Origin of the sequence: Mesorhizobium sp. M0751 (assembly GCF_040320265.1) — a bacterium.
Lineage (GTDB): Bacteria > Pseudomonadota > Alphaproteobacteria > Rhizobiales > Rhizobiaceae > Mesorhizobium.
This window is the reverse complement of record NZ_JAMYPH010000031.1, coordinates 17,043-38,285: the sequence shown is the minus strand read 5'-3', so window position 1 is coordinate 38,285 and position 21,243 is coordinate 17,043. Positions and strand designations below refer to the sequence as shown.

General features: G+C 61.7%; 20 protein-coding genes and 1 pseudogene. 16 read left to right on the top strand and 5 right to left on the bottom strand.

Annotated features, from left to right (window positions below; translation table 11 throughout):
- Positions 1 to 16 precede the first annotated feature (16 nt).
- The 8 genes from NKI19_RS30060 (at position 17) to NKI19_RS30025 (ending at position 8,766) form a co-directional block, all read left to right on the top strand.
- The gene (locus NKI19_RS30060) at positions 17 to 1,555 is read left to right on the top strand and encodes a sugar ABC transporter ATP-binding protein (RefSeq protein ID WP_502899356.1); all 1,539 of its coding nucleotides are present in this window, start codon (positions 17 to 19) and stop codon (positions 1,553 to 1,555) included.
- Entirely contained in the window at positions 1,552 to 3,621 is a 2,070-nt protein-coding gene (locus NKI19_RS30055) for an ABC transporter permease (protein WP_352567223.1), read from the top strand. The genes NKI19_RS30060 and NKI19_RS30055 overlap by 4 nt, the downstream gene beginning before the upstream one ends.
- A 17-nt stretch (positions 3,622 to 3,638) precedes the next feature.
- On the top strand, positions 3,639 to 4,445 hold the full coding sequence (locus NKI19_RS30050; protein ID WP_352567225.1) for an SDR family oxidoreductase: 807 nt from the start codon (positions 3,639 to 3,641) through the stop codon (positions 4,443 to 4,445).
- A gap of 11 nt (positions 4,446 to 4,456) precedes the next feature.
- On the top strand, positions 4,457 to 5,404 hold the full coding sequence (locus tag NKI19_RS30045) for a 3-hydroxyacyl-CoA dehydrogenase (protein ID WP_352567227.1): 948 nt from the start codon (positions 4,457 to 4,459) through the stop codon (positions 5,402 to 5,404).
- Positions 5,401 to 6,363: a 3,5-dioxohexanoate:acetyl-CoA acetone transferase gene (gene kce / locus NKI19_RS30040; RefSeq protein WP_352567229.1), complete on the top strand. Its 963-nt coding sequence runs from the start codon at positions 5,401 to 5,403 to the stop codon at positions 6,361 to 6,363. Before NKI19_RS30045 ends, kce begins: the two co-directional genes overlap by 4 nt.
- A 35-nt stretch (positions 6,364 to 6,398) precedes the next feature.
- A complete protein-coding gene (locus tag NKI19_RS30035; protein ID WP_352492803.1) occupies positions 6,399 to 7,277 on the top strand; it encodes an SMP-30/gluconolactonase/LRE family protein in 879 nt (292 codons plus the stop codon).
- Between the two features lie 749 nt (positions 7,278 to 8,026).
- Positions 8,027 to 8,326 carry a type II toxin-antitoxin system Phd/YefM family antitoxin gene (locus tag NKI19_RS30030; protein ID WP_352492804.1) on the top strand — a complete coding sequence of 100 codons (300 nt, stop codon included), beginning with the start codon at positions 8,027 to 8,029 and terminating at the stop codon, positions 8,324 to 8,326.
- An 8-nt stretch (positions 8,327 to 8,334) separates the two neighbouring features.
- Complete coding sequence (locus NKI19_RS30025) at positions 8,335 to 8,766, top strand: plasmid maintenance toxin (PemK-like) (RefSeq protein WP_352492805.1); 432 nt, start codon at positions 8,335 to 8,337, stop codon at positions 8,764 to 8,766.
- 20 nt (positions 8,767 to 8,786) lie between these two features.
- Here NKI19_RS30025 and NKI19_RS30020 read toward each other — a convergent pair whose 3' ends face one another.
- Positions 8,787 to 10,739: an adenylate/guanylate cyclase domain-containing protein gene (locus NKI19_RS30020; protein ID WP_352567231.1), complete on the bottom strand. Its 1,953-nt coding sequence runs from the start codon at positions 10,737 to 10,739 to the stop codon at positions 8,787 to 8,789.
- A 360-nt stretch (positions 10,740 to 11,099) separates the two neighbouring features.
- On the opposite strand from NKI19_RS30020, the gene NKI19_RS30015 reads away from it, so the two are divergent.
- The 5 genes from NKI19_RS30015 (at position 11,100) to NKI19_RS29995 (ending at position 13,718) form a co-directional block, all read left to right on the top strand.
- On the top strand, positions 11,100 to 11,384 hold the full coding sequence (locus tag NKI19_RS30015) for a type II toxin-antitoxin system RelE/ParE family toxin (protein WP_352567233.1): 285 nt from the start codon (positions 11,100 to 11,102) through the stop codon (positions 11,382 to 11,384).
- Between the two features lie 10 nt (positions 11,385 to 11,394).
- Positions 11,395 to 11,709 (top strand): HigA family addiction module antitoxin, encoded by a 315-nt coding sequence (locus NKI19_RS30010; RefSeq protein ID WP_352567235.1) that lies wholly within the window; start codon positions 11,395 to 11,397, stop codon positions 11,707 to 11,709.
- A 296-nt stretch (positions 11,710 to 12,005) separates the two neighbouring features.
- Positions 12,006 to 12,167 (top strand): hypothetical protein, encoded by a 162-nt coding sequence (locus tag NKI19_RS30005; RefSeq protein WP_352567237.1) that lies wholly within the window; start codon positions 12,006 to 12,008, stop codon positions 12,165 to 12,167.
- 559 nt (positions 12,168 to 12,726) lie between these two features.
- Positions 12,727 to 13,200 (top strand): hypothetical protein, encoded by a 474-nt coding sequence (locus NKI19_RS30000; RefSeq protein WP_352567239.1) that lies wholly within the window; start codon positions 12,727 to 12,729, stop codon positions 13,198 to 13,200.
- 218 nt (positions 13,201 to 13,418) lie between these two features.
- The gene (locus NKI19_RS29995; RefSeq protein ID WP_352492810.1) at positions 13,419 to 13,718 is read left to right on the top strand and encodes a DUF1236 domain-containing protein; all 300 of its coding nucleotides are present in this window, start codon (positions 13,419 to 13,421) and stop codon (positions 13,716 to 13,718) included.
- A gap of 85 nt (positions 13,719 to 13,803) precedes the next feature.
- Here NKI19_RS29995 and NKI19_RS29990 read toward each other — a convergent pair whose 3' ends face one another.
- On the bottom strand, positions 13,804 to 14,040 hold the full coding sequence (locus NKI19_RS29990; RefSeq protein ID WP_352567275.1) for a hypothetical protein: 237 nt from the start codon (positions 14,038 to 14,040) through the stop codon (positions 13,804 to 13,806).
- On the opposite strand from NKI19_RS29990, the pseudogene NKI19_RS29985 reads away from it, so the two are divergent.
- Positions 13,958 to 14,402, top strand: a pseudogene (locus NKI19_RS29985) (ferritin-like domain-containing protein); the annotation flags it as partial. The gene NKI19_RS29990 and the pseudogene NKI19_RS29985 sit on opposite strands and share 83 nt — an antisense overlap.
- A 1,193-nt stretch (positions 14,403 to 15,595) precedes the next feature.
- On the opposite strand, the gene NKI19_RS29980 reads toward NKI19_RS29985, so the two are convergent.
- The 3 genes from NKI19_RS29980 to NKI19_RS29970 are packed head-to-tail and all read right to left on the bottom strand — an operon-like array spanning position 15,596 to position 18,692.
- A complete protein-coding gene (locus tag NKI19_RS29980) occupies positions 15,596 to 16,468 on the bottom strand; it encodes a carbohydrate ABC transporter permease (RefSeq protein ID WP_352567240.1) in 873 nt (290 codons plus the stop codon).
- Positions 16,465 to 17,355 carry a carbohydrate ABC transporter permease gene (locus tag NKI19_RS29975; RefSeq protein ID WP_352567242.1) on the bottom strand — a complete coding sequence of 297 codons (891 nt, stop codon included), beginning with the start codon at positions 17,353 to 17,355 and terminating at the stop codon, positions 16,465 to 16,467. The genes NKI19_RS29980 and NKI19_RS29975 overlap by 4 nt, the downstream gene beginning before the upstream one ends.
- A 44-nt stretch (positions 17,356 to 17,399) precedes the next feature.
- Positions 17,400 to 18,692, bottom strand: coding sequence for an ABC transporter substrate-binding protein (locus NKI19_RS29970; protein WP_352567244.1), 1,293 nt, complete (start codon positions 18,690 to 18,692; stop codon positions 17,400 to 17,402).
- Between the two features lie 324 nt (positions 18,693 to 19,016).
- Between NKI19_RS29970 and NKI19_RS29965 the strand changes: the two genes are divergently transcribed.
- Both NKI19_RS29965 and NKI19_RS29960 read left to right on the top strand, forming a co-directional pair.
- Positions 19,017 to 20,282 (top strand): extracellular solute-binding protein, encoded by a 1,266-nt coding sequence (locus NKI19_RS29965; RefSeq protein WP_352567246.1) that lies wholly within the window; start codon positions 19,017 to 19,019, stop codon positions 20,280 to 20,282.
- A gap of 27 nt (positions 20,283 to 20,309) precedes the next feature.
- Positions 20,310 to 21,242, top strand: a complete 933-nt coding sequence (locus NKI19_RS29960) for a carbohydrate ABC transporter permease (protein ID WP_352567248.1) — start codon at positions 20,310 to 20,312, stop codon at positions 21,240 to 21,242.
- The last annotated feature ends 1 nt before the right edge of the window (position 21,243 follow it).

Here is a 21,243-nt window from a genome sequence, read left to right as displayed (position 1 = left end):
GGCCCGGACTGGGATCATGATGTCAGCGCATTCGACAGCTGTCGGCATAGAGGGCGTCCGCAAGGCGTTTGGCGCGACAGTCGCCCTCGATGGCGTATCCTTCGAGATCGCTTCCGGCAGCGTGCATGCCTTGCTTGGCGAGAACGGTGCGGGCAAGTCAACACTCGTCAAGCTGTTGTCGGGACTGGTTCGGCCCGACGACGGGCAAATCACCGTGTTTGGCGAACCGGCGCCACTCGGTTCGCCACGCGCCGCGCACGCCAAAGGCGTGCAGACAGCCTTCCAGGAAATGACCCTGGTACGCGATCTCAGCGTACTCGATAACATGTTGCTGCCTTACGCACCCGTTGGCCCGATCGGCCTGATCAGGCGGTTGAGCGCGCGTAAGGCAGTCCGCAAGCACATCTCCGATCTGGGGTTCACGGTCGATCTCGATGCCGAGGTAGCGACGCTCGATCTCGCGATCCGCCAGAAGATCGAAATCGCGCGCGCGCTTTATCGCAAGCCGCGCATCCTTCTGCTCGACGAGCCGACTTCGACGCTGTCGGGTGGCGATGTCGAGTGGCTGGGCGCCATCATCGCACAGTTGAAGGCGGCCGGCACTACGGTCGTGTTCATCACCCATCGCATGCGCGAGGTGCGGGCTTTCTGCGACACGCTGACCATTCTCAGGAACGGCCGCCACATCGTGACCGCGCCGGTTGCCGATGTTTCGGATGGTGAGGTGATCGAAAAGATCATCGGCCGCAGCATCGCCCAGACCTTCCCGCCGAAGCCAGAAAGCGAGGCCGCCTTCGGTCCGCCGGTGCTCGGCGTACGCGATCTCAAAGCCGGGAGGAAGCTCGACGGCGTCGGTTTCGATCTGCGCAAGGGAGAGATCCTCGGCATTGCCGGATTGCAGGGCATGGGTCAGCTCGACCTGTTCCTCGCCTGTTTCGGCATGTCCGAGATCGAGCGCGGCCACATCCTGGTCGACGGGCGCCAAGTGTGGCTCGGCTCGCCCGCCGATGCGCTCAAGCCCAACATGGCAATCGGGCTGGTGCCGGAGGACCGCAAGACCGAGGGCCTGTTCCTGAAGCTCTCTGGACGGCAGAATGCATCGCTGCCGGTCGTCGCACGCTTCACCCAGTTTGGCCTGATCAGAACAGACGAAGAGGCAAAGGCCGTACAGTCCGCTTTTTCGACCGTGGAGGTCGACCGCAGTGCCCTATGGACGAGGGCAGGGGCGTTCTCTGGAGGCAACCAGCAGAAGATTGCCATTGCCAAATGGCTCGTCGCCGAAAGCCGGATCCTGCTGCTCTTCGATCCGACCCGCGGCATCGATGTCGGCACCAAGCACGAGCTCTACGTGATGATGCGCGACTATGTGGCGGCCGGCGGCTCGATCCTCCTGCATTCAACCGAAATTCCCGAACTGGTCCATCAATGCGACCGGGTGCTCGTCCTCTATGACGGCCATCTGGTGGCGGAGCTTGCCGGCGGCGAGATCACCGAAGGCGCGATCATGCGGCCGGCGCTCGGCCATGGCGAGTTGGTCCGGGAGGCGGCGGAATGAGTGTGACGAGCTTGGCCGACGCGGCACCGACGGCGGTATTGTCGCGGCTCCTCGCGCGGCATCGCGGCGCAATCGTCGCGGCGATCGTCTTTGCCCTGCTCCTGCTGATCGTCGATCTGGTCAGTGCCGGGCGGCTCACTTATTTCGACATTTCGTTCCTGTCGAGCGGCGGCGCTACTTCGGCACTGGCGGCGATCGGCCAGACTCTGGTCATTCTGTCCGGCGGTTTCGACCTGTCCGCGGGCGCGGTGATCTCGCTGGTCAATGTCGTCCTGGCAAACGGCATGGATCCCATGGCAATCGGCACGAGTGTCGCGTGGTGGACTTTGGCCGGAATTGGGGTCGGCATGCTGGTCGGCGCCTTCAACGGCTTCTTCATTGCCGTCCTGCGCATGCAGCCTATCGTCGTCACGCTGTCGACCATGTTCATCCTGCAGGGAGTAACGCTGCTGGTCATGGACAAGCCGGGCGGCTTCGTCTCGCCCGATCTTGGCGCCTTCTATCTCGGCGATGCTATTGCCGGCTGGTTACCGATGCCGCTGGTGGTCATCGGTGTCGTCCTGCTCGGCTGGTTCTGGCTCAAAGGCACACGCTTCGGGACAGCTCTCTATGCGCTCGGCAGTGATCCGGATGCCGCCGCCGCGGTCGGTGTGCGCGTCGTTCTCGTACGCTTCCTGGTCTATGTCATCGCCGGCGGCTGCTATGGGCTTGCCGGCGTTTTCATCAGCGCCCAGACCGGCAGCGGTGATCCGCTGGTCGGCAACCCGTTGTTGCTGTCGATGTTCGCGGCGGTCGTGGTCGGCGGTACAAGGCTGGGCGGCGGCCAAGGTGGGCCGGTCGGCACCGTCTTCGGCGCCTACATCCTCATGATGGTCGTCAACATCCTGCTCGTGCTCAACGTCTCGGCCTACTATTCGACGATCGCCGAGGGCACGATCCTGATCCTTGCCGTGCTTGCCGGCTCGCTGTCGCATGGCTCCGTGCTTGCCCGCCAACTGCGTGGCCTGCGAGCTCGGCTGGCCGCGTGGCGCGCCGGAATGCTGCCCTCGCAGATCGATCGCACCGACCGGCGGCTGCGAATTGCGCGGGGCAGCGCCGGCGACCAGCAGGCGCCGCAGCCTGCCTTCCATGTCCGTAACGCCGAGACGCTGCGCTATGCGCTGCCGGCCTATGTCTGTCTTGCCATCGTCGTGATCGTCACCCAGATCTGGCTCGGACGCGCCATCGTCAATTTTGGCTACTGGAATTCGCTGTTCGTGCTGTCGAGCTTCCTTGCCATCCTGGCGCTTGGGCAAGGCAGCGTGATTCTTACCGGCGGGCTTGACCTCTCAGTGCCATGGACGATCGGTCTGTCGGGAATCCTGCTTGCCGGCATGGTCAATGGGTCGGATGCTGCACTTTCCTATGCGCTGCCGGCGGTGCTCGTCGTCGCTTGCCTCATCGGTCTCGCCAACGGGATCGGCATCGTCTTTCTGGGCATCTCGCCGATCGTCATGACGCTCGCCACCAACGGCATTCTGCAAGGTTTCGCTTTGCTCTACTCGCAAGGCACGCCGGCCGGCTTCTCCTCGCCGATGCTGCGCTGGTTCATGACGAGCAAAATATTCGCCATCACCCCGGTGGTGTTGTTCATGATCGCCTTCGTCGTCTTTGCCGTGCTGCTGCTTGGCCGCACCGCTTTCGGCCGCCGCGTCTACGGCATCGGCAACAGCCTGCGCGCAGCCCAGCTCTCCGGCATCGCGGTCGGTCGCACGCTCGTCCTCGTCTATGTGCTGTCGGCGGTCTGCGCGGCGCTGGTCGGCATCATGCTGACCGGCTTTTCCGGCCAGGCCAGTCTCGGCATGGGCGACGACTATCTGCTGCCCTCCATCGCCGTCGTCGTGGTCGGCGGTGCGCTGATCACCGGCGGGCGCGGCCATTATCTCGGCATGCTGGGCGGGGTGCTGCTCCTGACCGCGTTGCAGATGCTGCTTGCCGGCACGACGCTGCCTTACGCGACGCGGGCGATACTGTTCGGGCTGGTGGTGCTCGGTGCCGTCATGGCGCTGCGCGAAAGGCGGATTTGAGTGAAAGGAATGGAACAATGAGCTCAAGCGCACCGGCATCGGCGGACGAATTCCTGACCGGGCTCAAAGGCCAACGCGTGCTGGTCACGGCGGGCGCTGGCGGCATCGGCTTTGCCATTGCAGAGACGCTCTCGCGGCTCGGCGCGCGCGTCGTGATCTGCGATATTTCCGACGAGGCGCTGGCTGCCGCTCCAGAGAGGATGACGCTCGCTGCCGCAGTTAAAGCCGACGTTTCGCGCGACGAGGATGTCGACCGGCTGTTCGAGACGGTCAAGGAGAAGCTCGGCGGGCTCGACGCCCTGATCAACAATGCCGGCATTGCCGGCCCGACCGGCGGCGTCGATGAGATCGATCCGGCAGACTGGCGGCGTTGCATAGATATCTGCCTGACCGGCCAGTTCCTGTGCGCGCGGCGTGCCGTGCCGCTGATCAAGGCGGCGGGCGGCGGCTCGATCGTCTCGATGTCTTCGGCCGCCGGCCGCCATGGCTACGCGTTCCGCACGCCGTATTCGGCTGCCAAGTTCGGCGTTGTCGGCCTGACCCAGAGTCTTGCCAAGGAACTCGGACCGCATGGGATCAGGGTCAATGCCATCTTGCCCGGCATTATCGAAGGGCCGCGCATCGACAAGGTCATTGCCGACCGGGCAAAGCAATTAGGCGTCTCAAACGAGGAGATGACACAACGCTATCTGCAGAACATCTCCCTGCGCCGCATGACGAGCCCATACGATGTCGCGGCGATGGTGGCTTTCCTGCTTTCCGATGCGGGCGTCAACATTTCCGGCCAGTCGCTGGGCGTCGACGGCAACGTCGAGACACTCTGAGGAGGGCGAGCATGGCGAAGGTAGCAATTGTAGGAAGCGGCTTTATCGGACGGGCGTGGGCGATCAGCTTCGCCCGAGCCGGGCATGATGTGCGCATGTGGGACCAGGCGCCGGCCGCGACCAGTGCTGCGCGCGACTATATCGCCGGCGTGCTCGGCGACCTCGCCGCAAACGATTTGCTGCGGGGACAGGCGGTGGATGCCTTGCTCGGCCGCATCACCATTGTGGCGGAGCTTGGCGAGGCCCTGACCGATGCCGTCCATGTCCAGGAGAACACACCCGAAAACCTGGAGGTGAAGCGTGACGTGTTCTCCCGGATCGACGCCCTGGCCGGTCCGCAGGCGGTGCTCGCCAGTTCCACCTCGGCGCTGTTGCCGTCGAAATTTACTGATCATCTGCAGGGGCGCCATCGCTGCCTCGTCGTGCATCCGATCAATCCGCCCTATCTCATCCCGGCCGCGGAAGTCGTGCCGGCGCCATGGACCTCCGCCGAAACGGTGGAAAGGACCCGCGCCTTTCTTGTCGAAGCGGGCCATGCGCCGCTGGTGATGAAGCGCGAACTCGACGGCTTCATCATGAACCGCTTGCAGGGCGCGCTGTTGGAGGAGGCGTTCCGGCTTGTCGCTGACGGCTATGCCAGCGTCGAGGACGTCGATACGAGCCTGCGCGACGGGCTGGCGCTGCGCTGGTCGTTCATGGGTCCCTTCGAAACCATCGACCTCAACGCGCCCGGTGGTGTGCGCGACTATGTGGAGCGCTATCAGAGGATCTATTCCAACATCTTCCCGCAGATGCTGCGCCGCGTCGACTGGGCCGGCGAGGTCATGGAGACGATCGAGGCCGAGCGCCGCAAGCGCCTGCCGCAGGAAGAACTCGGCGAACGGCAGGTCTGGCGCGACCGTCGGCTGATGGCGCTGGCGGCGCATAAGAAAAAATCGGATCAGGAGTTTGGACGATGACGGAAACAAGCCGCAAGCACGGCGCTCAGCAAGCCAAGGGCAAGGTCATCATCACCTGTGCGGTGACGGGGGCGATCCATACGCCGACCATGTCGCCCTATCTGCCGATCACGCCGGACCAGATCGCCTCGGAGGCGATTGCGGCGGCCGAGGCTGGCGCGGCGATCCTGCATCTGCATGCCCGCGACCCCGAGACCGGCAAGCCCGACCAGACGCCGGAGGCATTCGCGCGTTTCCTGCCGCGCATCAAGCAAGGCACAAATGCCGCCATCAACATCACCACCGGCGGCAGCCCCTACATGAAGGTGGAGGAGCGTGTGCGCCCCGCCGCCCAGTTCAAGCCGGAAGTCGCCTCGCTCAACATGGGGTCGATCAATTTCGGGCTCTATCACCTCGTCGCCAAATACGAGGCCTTCAAGTTCGACTGGGAAAGGCCGCATCTGGAAGCGACGCGTGACCTGGTATTCCGCAACTCGTTCAAGGACATCGAGTACATACTCGAGACCTGCTACGACAACGGCACGCGCTTCGAGTTCGAGTGCTACGACATCGCCCATCTCTATAACCTCTCCCATTTCGCAGATCGCGGGCTGGTGAAACCGCCGTTCTTCGTGCAGTCCGTATTCGGCCTGCTCGGCGGCATCGGTTCGCACCCCGAAGATGTCGCCCATATGAAGCGCACCGCCGATCGCCTGTTCGGCGAGCATTACCGCTGGTCGGTGCTGGGTGCGGGCGCCAGCCAGTTGCGCATTGCCGCGCAATCGGCAGCGCTTGGCGGCAATATCCGCGTTGGGCTTGAAGACAGTCTTTGGGCCGGCAAGGGCAAGCTTGCCAAGTCAAATGCCGAGCAGGTGGTGCTTGCCCGCAAGATCATAGAAGGACTTGGCATGGAAGTGGCGACGCCCGACGACGCCCGCGAGATCCTGTCATTGAAGGGCGGCGACCAGGTCGCGTTCTAACCGGTTTCTGCAAGGTTCGAACAGAGGAGGACGGCATGAAGATCGAAGTCGTGGTGGACGTGAAGACCACGCTGGGCGAGGGACCGCTGTGGGACGTTGAACAGGAGCGCCTCTACTGGATCGACAGTTTCGACGGGCGTGTGTTTCGCGCGACCGCCGACGGCCGCGAGATCCGTTGCTGGGACGTGCCGATGAAGATCGGTTCGATGGCATTGCGCAAGGACGGCGGTGGCGCGGTGGTGTCGCTGCAGCGCGGTTTCCATCTGCTTGATTTCGCCACCGGCGAGGTGACGCTGATCCACGATCCAGAGCCGGACAGGCCGATGAACCGGCTCAATGATGGCAAGGTCGATCGGCGCGGCCGCTTCTTCGCCGGCTCAATGGACACCATGGAAGAGGGACCCTCCGGCGGGCTCTACCGGCTCGATCCCGATTTCTCCGTCACCAGGATCGATTCCGGCATCATCTGCTCCAACGGCCCGTGCTGGAGTCCCGACGACCGCACCTTCTATTTCTCCGACACCTGGACAGGGGAGATCTGGGCCTACGACTATGATATCGAAACCGGTGCCGCCACCAACCGGCGCACTTTCACGCGCGTCGATACCAGCCGGGGTGGGGCGGCCGACGGCTCGACCGTCGATGCGGAAGGATTCCTCTGGAACGCGCTGGTCTATGACGGCAGGCTGGTGCGTTACGCGCCCGACGGCAGCGTTGATCGCATTATCGACATGCCCGTCAAGAAGATCACCAGCGTCATGTTCGGCGGGCCGAAGCTCGATACCCTGTACGTCACGTCGATGGCCAAGCCGCCGCTGCCGCGTTTTCCGGGCGACGGAGTTTTACGGGGCAGCCTTTTTGCCATCGCCGGCCTCGGCGTAACGGGAGTTCCGGAGCCAAGATTTGCCGCATAATCCGTGTTTACTGGCGATCATCCTCCCCGCCTCTTGGTGCCACCCCAACCTCCTGCCGCAGGGCAACGGCGCTGGAAGCTCGTGCCGTGCGGTTCTGGCGTGGTCGTGTCAGGAGCCCAGAGCACCAATGGCGGCAGCACGGCAGGCGCTGCGCCAGCCATCACCAGTCCCGTGTTGAGGGCATTGGGTTTCCGCCATCAACCGCTTCGTCATCGAGCACAAGCTGCAGTCGTAGCCCTTCGTCTGGACCGACGATCCCGACAAACTTATCAAGCCGCCGCACGCGGGCACCAGGTGCTGGAGTCGATCCACAGCATTGGCTATAGCAGTGTGGCGGTCCGCGAATGTCCACTCTCTGGCAAGCGGCCAATAGGCAAGTTCGACCCCAAACAGACGTTGTCGTCAGTCTTTCGCTAGTCGAGAGCTGCCGAGGGACGTATTGTGCTAGTGCCGCGGGATGCTCTTCGGTCATTGGCTTCATAACGGTCTGGGCTTTCCTCAACCAGCCTTGCCGCCACAGACAGCCTTATTCCTGCTCGTCACAGCAAGGTCCGGCATCGCTTCCAGTTGCGGCTGCCTACAGCAAGTGGAGGTGTTCTGGAGGTGGTTTTGCACAATATCGGTGGCGCACTCGCAGAACGAACTCAGGCGAACGGACGAGGGACTTTGGAAGCTGCCCTGTTTGGCGGGCGACACAATTGCGGAAAGCCCGGAAAGCCCGTATATTCCGGAATAAAGGAGTCTCGCCGATGAGCACCACCGTCACCGCCGCCGCCGTCTCGAAAAATTTTGGCGCCTATCAGGACGCCGCGGTCCGCGACCCGGTCATCATCACAAAGAACGGTCGCCCGCGCACGGTGCTGCTGGCCTATGAGGATTTTGTCCGGCTGTCGAAGCGCGACCGGCGGGTCGATCTGACAGCGGAGCTCGGCTCGGACGAGATCGCCGCGGTCGAAGCCTCTGAAATGGAGCCGCATCTCGACCATCTCAACGACGAGCTCTCTGGGTCAAAACCATCGGGGCGAAACCCCTCGGAGCAAAAGGCCTGACTGCAAAAATGCTACCGGCTGAAATCAAGGTCGGCCACGTCTTCCGTTACTCCTACCTCTGGCATTGGCAACACCGCGAAGGCCGCGAGGAAGGCGACAAGGACCGGCCCTGCCTGGTGCTCGCGCTGGTCGCCATGCAGGAGGACGGCTCGCCGGTCGTCCGGGTCCTGCCGATCACCCATACGCCGCCGTCCGATCCCGATGATGCCATCGAGATTCCGGCTGCGGTCAAGCTGCGTTTGCGCCTTGACGGTGAACGGTCGTGGATCGTTTTGACGGAAAGTAACCGATTCGCCTGGCCGGGGCCTGACATCCGGCCGCTGGAGACGGAGAGCGGCTACTACGGGCCGCTGCCACCGGCGTTGTTTGCAGCAGTCAAGCGCCGGTTTGTCGCCATCGCGACAGGCCAGGCGCATACGAGCACGTCGCGTACCGCGTGACGATGGAAGTGGCATGTCCCTTAGCCTGCTTGAGCGCGGTGAACGTTCAGACGGGGCGATTCTGACGACGCGACTTTGCCAAGCTGGAAGACTTCCGTCGCCTCGCCGCGGCCGCGCAGCCGGTGTTTGCCCGCCGGGATCCTTTCGAACCTTTCGTCGAGCCGCGACGCAGTCTCGCCGGAAATGGCGATTGCGGCGATGGCGCCCGGTTCGAGCTGCTTGCCGAGGTCCTGCAGTCGCTGGCTGACGTTCACGGTGTCGCCGACGATCGTATAGTTCACGCGGTCGGATGCGCCAATGTTGCCGACAATGACAGAGCCCGTGTGGATGCCGATGCGGACATGAAGCGGAGGCCGGCCTTCGCTGGGCGCTTCCATATTGTCCTTCTCCAGCTCCTCGCGGATCGCCGCGGCGGCGCGGACGGCCGCGGCGGCATGGCCCTCCAGCCGATCCGGCGCGCCGAAGAACGCCAGCATGCCGTCGCCCAGGAACTTGTCGACAGTACCGCCATGTGCATCGACCGCGCCGCACAAGATCGCGAAGTGGTGGTTCAGCAGCCTGGCCGCGGCGGCGGCTTCCATCTGCTCCGACAGCGTGGTGAAGCCGGCGATGTCAGTGAACATCACAGTGACAACCGCTTCGCGCGGTTCGGCGATGCCGATCTCTCCGGTGCGCACCAGCTTGGCCACCAGCGAGCGCGGAATATAGGTCGAAAATGCACGCAAACCGATCAGCATGGCATTGAACGCCGAAGCCTGATTGTCCAACTCCAGCACTCTGCTGCGCGGCAGGGGGGCGACACCGTCGAGATCGAAATCGGCGACGCGCGTGGCCTGGCCGGCAATCGCCTGGATCGGGCGCGCCAGGCGCCTGCCGAGAAGAATCGCGACGATGACCGCCACCGCCATCGCGACAAGTCCAAGCATAGCCGATCCTATGACACGCTCGATCTCGTCGCTGATCTGGCTGGTCTCGAAATACGCGCCGAGCGTCCAGGGCTCGTCGCCATAGCCTGCGATCTTGCGGGTGATGGCGATGTAGGTGGTGTCGCCGCTCCACTCTGACGCATTGTCCACGCTTGGGTCGATCTCGCCGATTTCTATGTCGCGGGCGTGTCGCGTATCGAACTCCCGCTCTACCTTGCGCGCGCTATATGCGGCCAATACCGGATCGCCATACGTGGCCAGCGGCGTCAGCGGGAGGACGCCATTCTTCAGAGCGTCGGGATCGGCCAGCCTTTGGTCGGCGACCACGCGATCTTCGCCATCAAGAATGAAGGCATGCGTGCCAAATCGCGATGACAATTTCCGCGTGATGCCGGACAGTTTCTGCAATTCGACCGCCGCGATAACCCAGGCCTGTGTCACGCCATCACGTACCAGCGGCACGGAGACATGTGCGTACAGGCCGAACTCGTTGGCCACGAACGCCCCCCACTGCCGGCCGCCGACCTGTCGGCGTTGCTCGAGGGCGGCGCGGACTTGGGGCGACTTCTCGGGCTCGGCCGGAAAATGCTCGATCGCGCCCGTTGCAACGTTGTTTTCAACGGAGCGCGCGGCTCCGCGGCAGACCAGATCGGGGGTGCAGATTAGGGTCGCCTCGATCCCTGAAGCGGCAGCCAGAGCACCGGCAACAGCTGCGGACATCGCCTTGTCGTCGATCTGGAACTCGCCCTGGGCATACAACTGCGCGATGCCGTCCACCGCGTTCTCGGCGTCTCCCATCTCTGCGCGCAGCGAGTCCTCCATCGCGTCGATGAGGAGTGTCGACTGGGCGCCGAGCAAGTCGAACGTGTTGCGAAAATTGGCACCGACCGACAATGCGAGCACGCCGCCGACCGACAGGAATACGAGACTGCCGAAACTCAACGCCATGATGACTGCAATGGGGATGCGCCGCCGCTTCTTTTCGGGGCGGGCCAGACGCACTGGTTGTGCGGACGTGCTCATGTAGCCAATGTCGCAATGCGCCACCGAATTGCAAGCCTGGTGACGGCTTTAAAGAGAGGCGCGTCCCCAATGCACGAGCCTCCTTACTTCGGCGCCTAACGTATCAACCGAATGTCCACTGGGGAAAATGTTCTCAATTTCTGCTCATGTAACGCGACCGCGAGTTCCAGAGTCGCCGGCTATGTCAGCTTCCAGGCGGTGGCAATGCTGACCGCCACAGCCGAAGCGTGGGCGCGAAGCCGATATCCCGTGTTTCGGAAGTAGGGCGGCAACGGTCAGAACTTCCAGTTCAGGCTATGCGGCCCTGATTTCATAATGTTGACCTACGGGATCGAGGAAATTTACTCTTGACGTAAATCGTCAAAACGAGGTATTCCTGACGCTATGATTCTAAGCTACCGCGACAAACGGACCGAAGGCTTTGGCAATGGCACGTTCGTCCGGGAGTTTCAGGGATTCGACAGGCAGGCTTGGACGCGCCTTGAAATTCTGGACGCCGCGACCGGCGTCGGGGACTTGCGGGCTTTGCCCAGCCATCGTCTTGAGGCCCTGAGGGGCGACCGGAGCGGCCAATTCAGCATCCGCATCAACATGCAATGGCGGATTTGCTTCGAATGGCCCAAGGACGCTACCGGCCCGTCAAACGTGGAAATAGTCGATTACCATTAGGAGATGACTCATGTCCCGATCTGCCATCCATCCCGGCGAAATTCTCGCCGACGAGCTTCAGGAGCTTGGCGTTTCGCCGACCGAGCTTTCGCGCCTTATCAACGTCCCGCCCAATCGGGTGACGCAGATAATCCATGGTCGGCGCCGCGTCACCGGCGACACCGCCCTTCGGCTTGGTCACTGGTTTGGCAGCAGCGCCCAGTTCTGGCTCAATCTCCAGAGTGCCTATGACATCCGCGTCGCGGAAGAGAAGGCCGGCAGGGAAATCGCCAAGCTGCCGGTGCGGCGTGAAACCGCCGGCCTTAGCACGCCGCAGAACGTGTAGGGCCGCCCGTGACTCTCATCAAATCCAAGAAACGTGTTGCCGATCACGGGGAGGTTTTCACGCCCCCGTGGCCACTCGAAAAATGGTCGATCTCGTCAAAGGCGAGACCGAGCGCATCGACTCCCGCTTCCTGGAGCCCGCGTGCGGAAGCGGAAATTTTCTTGTCCCCATCCTACAAGCTGGCCGCCGTGGGGATGAAATTCGGGAAGTCCGGTTTTGAGAAGCGTCACTACGCGTGCTCACGTTGATGTGTGCCTACGGGATCGAGTTGTCCAGGGTCGGCCCATGCTCACCAGTTGGCCGACCATTCGGCGTTTGAACGCAGCGATGAAAGGATCGTGACGCCAATATTTTCCGCCCCCCAGCCTTTTGAGAAACAGGCAAAACTGGCCGATAAACCGGCAACTCCTCAAGTCGCGAAGGCCCCATCAAAAAAGGTCGTCGAACGCACGATCTGAACGGAGACCGTGCTGAACCCTGCCATTGTCGCGATTTGAGGAGCGGTCAGCCAATTGCCGCTTTCCAATACTTCTCTTCTCGCCTCGGCCGCCATCCGCGCTTCTATGTGCATGTGTTGCGGAGGCAGTACCTGAGGGACCAGGGCCTCGATTATCGTGCTTATGGCTTCGCGCTGGCGACTATCAGGATCGTACAGACCAGAGGCGCAATACTGACGAGCGTGTCTGCGAGGCCGCGCACAGCAGGTTCACTTCCATGTTCGTCCGCTACCGCTATGACCAGCTCCGCAGTTAGGCGATCAAGTCGGTCACCAAACCCTTTCGGCCTTCCGCTAAGGACGCCAAATCCCGACAGTTCAATAGTCTCGTGGGTAAGTGCCATGAGTATCCCGCTCGTGGGGTGATGAGCATGGTTGCATATATAGCGCAACAACCGTCACAGCTGCAGCTAAGCTGTAGGCATTGGCGTCCAAGTTCGTTGATGGCCCGGCAGCCTTCAGAGCGCGTTGCGACGACAGCCGGGCGGGCGGACGCCGCCCAACCCCAGGGCCCACGCCCCGTGCTCGGCGTGACGCTTGATCGACCCGCCGTGCTGCAGAGTGCGGCGGGTTTTTCAATGTCGATCGCGCAGCTCTTTGACAGCCTTGGTGAGGGTCAGGCGGTCATTACCCTTCTTCTTGATCAGCTTGCTTACTTGACTTGGCGAAATGCGATTTTCCCGCGCGAAACGTTCCACCTCATAAAAACGCATCGATCGACAGCCGGTCGACGTAGTAGTCTTGGGTGCTCTTGTTCTCGTTCATTTCCGTTTTCCTACTCGCTCAGCAGCTGCAATGAGAATCCGCCCGCCACTCCTCGATTTGGGGGGCGGATCCCATCAGCGCAGGAAGGGACTCTAGCTGCGCAGATCCAATTTCTGGGGATTGTTGGAGCGTCATTTCTGGCTAACGAGCATCAGCTCGCGATTATTCCAATCACCAAAAAGGTGATGGAGATGGCGAAAACTGGTGCAAGCAGCCAGCGAGCTTCGTGAACACTGTTCTCCATAGGCTCCTCCCTTGAGGGACCGCAACGAGTTCGAACAGACGCAGTTCCGGACGGCTACACGTGGGGGCCATTGCGCGCAGCGACTCAGACTTAGGTCCTATGCACGGCGAGCCTTAAGGCTCAGTTTGGAACGTCTAGGGAGGCTGCAGGTTTGGGCGAGCCTGGCGCAATGTTTCGCGCCCACGAGCCCACAAGGAGATAACCATGAGAATGCATCTTTCCACCGCAGCGGCGGGATTTCTGCTGCTGGCTGGTGTCGGTGCCGCCGCCGCTCAGGACGTGGTCATTGAACCGCAGCAGGAAACCGTCATTAAGGAATACGTGAAAAAGCAGCCGCTCGCATCGGTGAAAGTCCCCGGGGTAGAGCTGAATGTCGGCTCGACGCTCCCCGACACCGTCGAGCTTCATGAAGTCCCCAACGTGAAATATCGCTACACCGTCATCGACAACCGGACCGTTGTCGTTGACCCGGGCACACATAAGATCGTCAAAGTGATCGAATGACCATAACGTTGGGGACGAGAAACCCGCCGTTCCGAATTGAGCGGCGGGAGACTTGCTGTTCTCGCGAATCAAATATTCTGCCTCGTCATCTGCCATGACATTTGGTCGCTGAAATCTTGCTTTGTGGCCATCGCGCGAGATCATTTAAGTTGCAGAGCTTGAGGAACATTCCACCCTTGGTGAAGTTGGGAGCGGAGGTGCCAAAACGTTTGATGCCGGCGGGCTTTTGGGAGGAAGCCATGATCTGCGTCACGCCTGCATTTGGTGTTTCGCGCCGCCGCGCGTTGCAATTTGGCCTGGGAGCAACGCTTGCTTCGGCCACCGGCCTTGCCCCGGTTTCCCGCCCATCTACATTTTCCGGTTCGCCCTCAACCTCGAATATATGGAAGCCGAATATTACCTGCGCGGTACAACCGGAAAAGGGATCGAAGACTCAGATGCTGGCCCGAAGGCCGGCGCTGTGGTTGGCGGCAAACAGGTCAGCTTTGACACGCCTGCAATCGGCGAGTTCATGCGTGAGGTCGCTGAAAACGAACTTGCCCATGTCAGGTTCTATCGCAAGACACTTGGAGCCGAAGCGGTCGACCGACCGGCGATCGATTTCGATGCGGGCTTTGCGCGGTAGCCAAGGCGGCCGGGCTCGGAGCGGACTTCGATCCTTTCGGCAACCAGATGAACTTCGTTCGCTGCGAGGCTATCGGCCAGCAGGCTCAAACCTTGTGAGCTGGTCCGTGCGGCCAGCTGATCAGGCTTGATCTTCGTCAACCGCAATTTCGCCTCGGCCACGCGTCGTTTCGCAGCCCGGATCCTGCTGCACAGCGCCATATTGATGCCGACACCGCAGCCTTCATCCAGCATTTCATTTGCACGTTCGAGGGAGCGCTCGGCCCGGTTAAGCCGCTGTCGGGCTCGCGCCAGTTCCAAATCCAAAAGTTCCATCATTCCGATCCGTGGCGGTCCCTTCGATTGGTAAACCGCTTGTGGTCGCCGTGGGTTCCGGCTGTTCGCAAATGTGCAACCCAGACGGTCCGATGCGCCTGGCACAGTTCTGGAGCGAGAGTGATGGCGCCGGTGGCCTGAAGGGTCGCGCCGAATAAGACGCAGGCTCAGTTCAACCCCCGCGACGTCCTTCAACGCTGAGGCGATCGATCTTGACCAGACGGTCCGCGGCCTCGACCGCAGTTCGTATCCTGCTTGCCAGCGCGAGATTCTCGGCCACTATTCCTTCAGTGCGTTGAAGCACCAACTCGGTCCGACGGATGCGCCGCCTGGCATTGGCAACTTCCGACCTCGAAATATCGGCCGCCATCCCGTGGCCCTGGGGTTCCATAGTGTCCATGAAACTCAACACATGGGGGCCGATATCGTTCCCTGATGTCGCGAAACGGGGTGTCGCGGTTCCTCTATCAGTGATGAGCGCTGGCAATATGGCCCGGCCGTCATTGCAGCCGCAACAAACGCGCGATGGGCCGAATGACCAATGCGCTCCTGCCAAAACAGCGCCAGAACGGGGCCCTCGGCGACGCGAGCGCCAGCAGCGCCAGCGCGCCGACCGCGAGGCTGCGCACAGCAGGTTCACTCCCATGCTCGACCGTTACTGCTATGACCAGGTCCGCAGTTGGGCGATCAAGTCGGTCACCAACGTCCTTTGGCCTTCTGGTGAGGACGCAAAACCCCACAGTCAATAGTCTCATGGGTGAGTGCCATGGTATCCCGCTCGTGGGATGATGGGCATGGTTGCATATGTATCAACGACAACTGGCATCATAGCTGCAGCTAAGCTGTAGGCATTGGCGTCCAAATTCGCTGATGGCCTGTTAGCCTTCAGATCGCGTTCAGACGACAGCCGGGCGGATGTGTCGGCCGTGCCGTCGGGGCTATCCCTTGACCGCCGAGCCGACGATCGAATCCACGAAGAAGCGCTGCAGGAAGACGAAGAGCACCAACGGCGGCAGCACAGCAAGCGTGGCGCCGGCCATTACGAGTCCCGTATTGAGGGCGCCTCTGTTGTAGCTGAGCAGGCGGCTAAGGCTGATAACGATGGGATAGTCCTCCGCATTGCCCTGTAGAACCGTCAGCGGCCAGAGATAGCTGTTCCAGTGATAGACGAAGGCAAACAGCGCCAGTGCCGCGATTGCCGGCGCCACGCTCGGCGCGACGATCTTGAACAGGATCAGGAGTTCCGATGCCCCATCCATCCGCGCGGCGTCGATCAGATCGTCCGGCACGCCGGCGATGAACTGGCGCATCAGGAAAATGCCGAATGCATTGGCGAGGTTGGGTATGATGATGCCGGCGAGACTTGCGTTCAGGCCGATCGATCCGACGAGACGATAAAGTGGGATCAGCGTGACGATCGGCGGCAGGAACATGGTGGCGATCAGCACCGAAAACAGCAGTGAGCGGCCGGGAAAGTGATGCTTGGCGAAGGCATAGCCAGCCATCATGCTGGTGACCAGAATGCCGGCGGTGGTGATCGTGGCGATCACCAGCGAATTCCACATCGAGCGGCCGACATTGATGACGCCGGACACTTTCTCATAGGCTTCGAAGCTCGGCGTCCGCGGTATCCATACGGGCGGCACCTGCATGGTTTCGGCCGGCGTCTTCAGGCTGGAGAGCACCATCCACAACAGCGGGAAGGCGGAGGCTACGGCAACCAGCAGCATCAGCGTGGCGAGCAGCGCTCTGCGACCCACCAGGCGTTTGCGCGCCAACCGGCTTGATGCAGAGCGGCCCGGCGCGCTCATTCGTCATCCTTCCGGTTGGCAAATGCGAACAGTGCACACACAACGACGATCAGCGCCAGCATGAGCATCACTGCCATGGCCGAGCCCAGCCCGCCTTGTGCGCGCTCGATGCCGACCCGGCGGATATGGTAAGTCAGCACGTTGGTCGAACCGACCGGTCCGCCTTGGGTGATCAGCGCCACCGGCTCGAACACTTGCACGGCGTTGATGATGGCAATGACGGCGCTGAACAGGAGCGTGCGGCGCAGCAGCGGCAAGGTGATGAAGCGGAACTGTTCGCGCCGGTTGGCGCCGTCAAGCGTCGCCGCCTCGTATAGACTGCCTGGAATCTGGGTCAGCCCGGCAACCGCCAGCACCGTAAAATAGCCGATTTGCTGCCAGACATTGAGCACGACGATCGAGATCAACGCCGATCTTGGCGAGGACAGCCAGGGTTGCGGGCCGATGCCGGCAAGGCCGAGCATCTGGTTGAGCGGTCCTTCGCTCGGCGAATAGAGCTTTGACCAGACCAGCGTCACGGCGATCATCGGCACCATGTAGGTGGAAAACAACACGGTCCGCAGCGCCGTGCAGCCTGCGACATCGCGCTGGTAGACCATCAAGCCGAACGCTACCGAAAGGGGCAGGATGAGCATCACCGACAGCGCCGTGTAGATCGCGGTGTTGAGCAGCGCTCGCTTGAAATCCCGCCCGACCGAAGTCGGTCCGAATATTTCGCGAAAATTGTCGAAGCCAATGAAGCTCGCATTGGAAAAAGACGTTTGCGTCGACCAGTCTTGGAATGACAGCCAGAGGGTGAGCAGCATCGGCAGCAGGATGAAAACGCCGATCAATGTCACGGCGGGCGCCAGCATGATGCCCGCCGAGGCACGATAGGTCTTGATCATCGCTCTGCTTCCGAAGCGTCGGGCTCTCGAAACAGCGCCCTTCGCTATTTGGCGGCACGCTCCAGGATCGAGGCGGCATCGGCCTGCGCGTTCGCCTGCGCATCCTTGGCCGAGAGCTGACCATACTGCAACGCTTCGAGCGTCTGCTGCAACGATTCGCTGAACTCCTGGCCGCCCGGGACGACAGGGAAGGGCTTGGCGTCGGCAAGCACGCTGACATAGCCGGACAGGAACTCGGAGCTGAGCTTGTCCTTATGGGCTTCGATGTCGGAGGTCCGCGTCGGCAGGATGCCCATCGACATCAAAATATCCGACATTGCCGAAGCGCCATTTTTGCCGGACTTCGGACTGTTCAGCCACGCCAGGAAATCCCATGCCGCTTTTTGCTCGGCCTCACTGGCATTGGCGTTGACGACAGTCATCCACGAATAGGAGATCGAGTGCGGCTTGTCGCCGCTCGGACCGACCGGGATGGGTGCGGTAGCGATATTGGAGAACTTGTCGCCCATGCCGTTCTTCAGTGCGCTTTCCCACCAGTTGGCCATGATGATCATCCCGGTCTTGCCGGAGACGAAATTGTCGAGGAAGGGGCCGGTGGTGTTGGCGTCGGCGGTGGCCATCGCCGGATCGCTGGCGCCGGACTTGATCAGGTCCTCGTAGAGCTGAAAAGTCTCGCCGGCTTGAGGACTGTCGAGCATCGGTTTGCCGTCCTTGACCAGCTCGCCGCCATTGGAAACCAGCAGCGAGGCGAAGGGGTGGACGACGCCCGCCGCCCAGGAATTGATCATGCCGAAACCTTGCTGGCCGGCATCTTTCCTGGTCAGCTTCTTAGCCGCATCCTTCAACTCGGACCAGGTCTTCGGCGCGGCCGTAATGCCTGCCTGCTTGAACAGCTCCTTGTTGTAGTTCAACGCGTAGACGTCGATCTCGTTTGGAATGCCGTAGAGCGTGCCACCAACGGAGGCCGCGCTGACGACACCGGCCGGCCATGCGCTCTTGACCTCGCCGGCAACCGCATCGGGGGCCGGCGCGACCAGTTTGTCTCGCGCCAGTTCGGGCAGCCACAAATCGTAGATGCCGCCGATCGTCGGTCCTTCGGAACTGCCGCCCTGGGAACGCAGTGTCGTCAGGAGATCGCCGAAGGGGACAGCGCGCACGGTGACCGTCACACCCGGATTGGTCCTGGCGTAGTCCTTGGCCGCGGCGTCCAGCAAAGCGACCGTTTCGGGCGACCAGTGGGTCAGATAGGAGATGTTGACCGATTGGGCGCAACCAATGGTGGGCGAGGCCAACAACCCTGCAGCCAGCGCCAGTTTCGAAATCCAAGCCAAAGACATCCGACCCTCCGCATAGCCACACAGCGTCCTGACGTTATGACAACTTGAAGCAACGATGCAAGCGCTATCTTCGTGGAGAGCTCCTGCCGGTGTTGCGGCGTTTTCTTACTGCGGTCAACAAAGCATGCAAGATTACATCGTGAAAACAAGAAATTATCTGATGCAGTTCGAGATGATTCTCCGCTGCCGGCCATGCCCGAACATACTGCAAGGCACTTGCAGTCGAAGTCATGTCGTTATAATGACATGAGAAAAGCTATGACGGCCTTGCGGCTTTTGAACCGCCGTGGGGATGACAATATCGACAAGAATGGGAGACTGAGCATGCTTTCAATTCATCGACGCGCCGCACTCGGCCTGATCGGCGGCTTTGCCGCAGTCTGCACTGCGGTCTTCACCGCACTGCCGGCCAAGGCCGACGACACCGTGACCCTGTGGAGCTGGCGCACCGAGGACGAGGCTGCGATGCGCCGCATCTTCGACGCCTTCGAGGCCAAGACTCCCGGCATCAAGGTCAACATCCAGTTCACCCCCGACGCCGACTACCAGAACCGGCTGAGTACGGCGCTGCGTGGCGGCCGCGGGCCTGATATCGCTCAGCTCAAGGCTTACGGCGAACTGCAACCATTCATCGAGGGTGGCTATCTCGACCCGCTCGACGACAGCGTGCCGGAGCTGAAGAACATGCCCGATAGCGCGCTCGGCGGCGCTCGTGGCGTTGCCGACGGTAAGATCTATGGCGTGCCCTATTCGGTGCCGATGATGGGTGTCTTCTACAATCAAGACATCTTCGCCGCCCAGGGCATCGAGATTCCCAAGACCTACAACGATTTCGTCGCCGTCTGCGAGAAGCTGAAGGGGGCGGGGATGACGCCAATCGCCGCTGGCGGTGCCAACGGCTCCGCCTGGGCGCTGGAGATCGGCGTGGGTGTTGTCGGTCCGACCATCTATGGCCCGGGCTTCTACGACGAAATGATGAGCGGCAAAGCGACCTTCGAGGATCCGCGCTACGTGGCTGCCCTGAAACGCTATGCCGACTTGAAGCCTTATTTCTCCGACGGCTTTGCCGGTGTCGATTACACCACTTCCACACAGCAATTCATCGGCGGCAAGGCGGCCATGTTCTTCGGCGGCTCGTTCGAGAACGGCAGCTTCAAGGCGCAGAACCCGAAGCTGAAATTCTCGATTTTCCCGTTCCCCGCCGACGATCCTGCCACCAAGCTCTACACCTCGGCCTTTTCGGACGGCTCCTATGGTCTCGTCTCTGAAAGCACCAACAAGGAAGCTGCGATCAAGGTGCTCAACTTCATGGCTTCGGCCGAGTTCGCGCAGCTCTTCGCCGACGAGTTGGGCTGGCCGCCGGCCCGTACCGACGTTACCGTGAAAGATCCGGTACTCGCCACGATGATGGAGATGTCGAAGAATTCCACACCCTATCTGACGCTTGTCGGCTTCCGCTGGCAGACGCCGACGGCCTCCTCGATCCTCCAGTCCGAGATCATCGACATGGTCGAAGGCAACATTACGCCGCAGAAGCTGGCGGCGGATATGCAGGCCGGCGTCAGCAGCTGGTTCAAGCCGAAGCAGTAGGCCTTCACACCCTGCGCGAAACAGCACATGATCGCCCGTCGCCGCAAAAGCAGCCTTCAACGCACCCAGCAGCGCATGGCCGTGCTGTTCATCGTGCCGGCACTGGCCGTTTATGCGCTGTTCGTCCTTTATCCCCTGGTGATGTCGCTGTGGGGCAGCTTCTTCGTCTGGAGGGGCCTGCGCATGCTGGAGTTCGCCGGCCTGTCGAATTTTACCCGGCTGTTCGTTTTCCCGAGCGGTGGACGGCTCTACGGGGCGCTCTGGCACAACGTCGCCTGGTTCTTCGGCATCATGCTGTTCCAGAACGGCCTTGGTCTGCTGTTTGCCTGGCTGCTGTTTCTGCGCGAAAAGGGGGCGGCCTTCTTCCAGTCGGTATTCTTCTTCCCGGCGGTGCTGAGCCCCGTCATCGTCGGTGCCCTGTGGCGGCTGCTGCTGGCGCCCGGCGGCACCATCGAATGGATGCTCAACGGCTCTGGTCTGCATCAAGGCAGCCTGACCGTTCTCGGCAACAGCCACACGGCACTAGTGATGCTGATCGCCGTCGACGCCTGGAACTGGATGGGCCTGCCGGTGCTGATCTACACCGCCGGCCTCAGGCAGATTTCGTCCCATATATTCGAGGCTGCCAGGCTGGACGGCGCCGGCAGCGGCCGCATGCTGGTCTCGGTTGCCCTGCCTTTGCTGATGCCGGCCATCGGCACGTTGACGACGCTGTCGTTCATCAACACCTTCAACCAGTTCGACATCGTCTATGTCATGCAAGGCGTGCAGGGCAATCCAAGCTATTCCACAGACACGCTGGTGACCTATTTCTACCGCCTCGCTTTCGGCGCCGAAGGCGCCGTCGGTATCACGGATATAGGCCTGGCGTTGGCGCTCGGCACGCTGCTGTTCCTGATCCTCAGCGTCGGCACGCTTTTGATGTTGCGCTTCTTCGACCGTCGCACGGTGCAACTGTGAG

Excerpts from the sequence above, each read along its gene's own strand:
- NKI19_RS30045 (WP_352567227.1), top strand. The coding sequence starts at position 4,457 with ATGGCGAAGGTAGCAATTGTAGGAAGCGGCTTTATCGGACGGGCGTGG.
- NKI19_RS29970 (WP_352567244.1), bottom strand. The coding sequence starts at position 18,692 with ATGTCTTTGGCTTGGATTTCGAAACTGGCGCTGGCTGCAGGGTTGTTG.
- kce (WP_352567229.1), top strand. The coding sequence starts at position 5,401 with ATGACGGAAACAAGCCGCAAGCACGGCGCTCAGCAAGCCAAGGGCAAG.
- NKI19_RS30015 (WP_352567233.1), top strand. The coding sequence starts at position 11,100 with ATGATTCTAAGCTACCGCGACAAACGGACCGAAGGCTTTGGCAATGGC.
- NKI19_RS30035 (WP_352492803.1), top strand. The coding sequence starts at position 6,399 with ATGAAGATCGAAGTCGTGGTGGACGTGAAGACCACGCTGGGCGAGGGA.
- NKI19_RS30060 (WP_502899356.1), top strand. The coding sequence starts at position 17 with ATGATGTCAGCGCATTCGACAGCTGTCGGCATAGAGGGCGTCCGCAAG.
- NKI19_RS30010 (WP_352567235.1), top strand. The coding sequence starts at position 11,395 with ATGTCCCGATCTGCCATCCATCCCGGCGAAATTCTCGCCGACGAGCTT.
- NKI19_RS29965 (WP_352567246.1), top strand. The coding sequence starts at position 19,017 with ATGCTTTCAATTCATCGACGCGCCGCACTCGGCCTGATCGGCGGCTTT.
- NKI19_RS30055 (WP_352567223.1), top strand. The coding sequence starts at position 1,552 with ATGAGTGTGACGAGCTTGGCCGACGCGGCACCGACGGCGGTATTGTCG.
- NKI19_RS29995 (WP_352492810.1), top strand. The coding sequence starts at position 13,419 with ATGAGAATGCATCTTTCCACCGCAGCGGCGGGATTTCTGCTGCTGGCT.
- NKI19_RS30025 (WP_352492805.1), top strand. The coding sequence starts at position 8,335 with ATGCTACCGGCTGAAATCAAGGTCGGCCACGTCTTCCGTTACTCCTAC.
- NKI19_RS29975 (WP_352567242.1), bottom strand. The coding sequence starts at position 17,355 with ATGATCAAGACCTATCGTGCCTCGGCGGGCATCATGCTGGCGCCCGCC.
- NKI19_RS30050 (WP_352567225.1), top strand. The coding sequence starts at position 3,639 with ATGAGCTCAAGCGCACCGGCATCGGCGGACGAATTCCTGACCGGGCTC.
- NKI19_RS30030 (WP_352492804.1), top strand. The coding sequence starts at position 8,027 with ATGAGCACCACCGTCACCGCCGCCGCCGTCTCGAAAAATTTTGGCGCC.
- NKI19_RS29980 (WP_352567240.1), bottom strand. The coding sequence starts at position 16,468 with ATGAGCGCGCCGGGCCGCTCTGCATCAAGCCGGTTGGCGCGCAAACGC.
- NKI19_RS29960 (WP_352567248.1), top strand. The coding sequence starts at position 20,310 with ATGATCGCCCGTCGCCGCAAAAGCAGCCTTCAACGCACCCAGCAGCGC.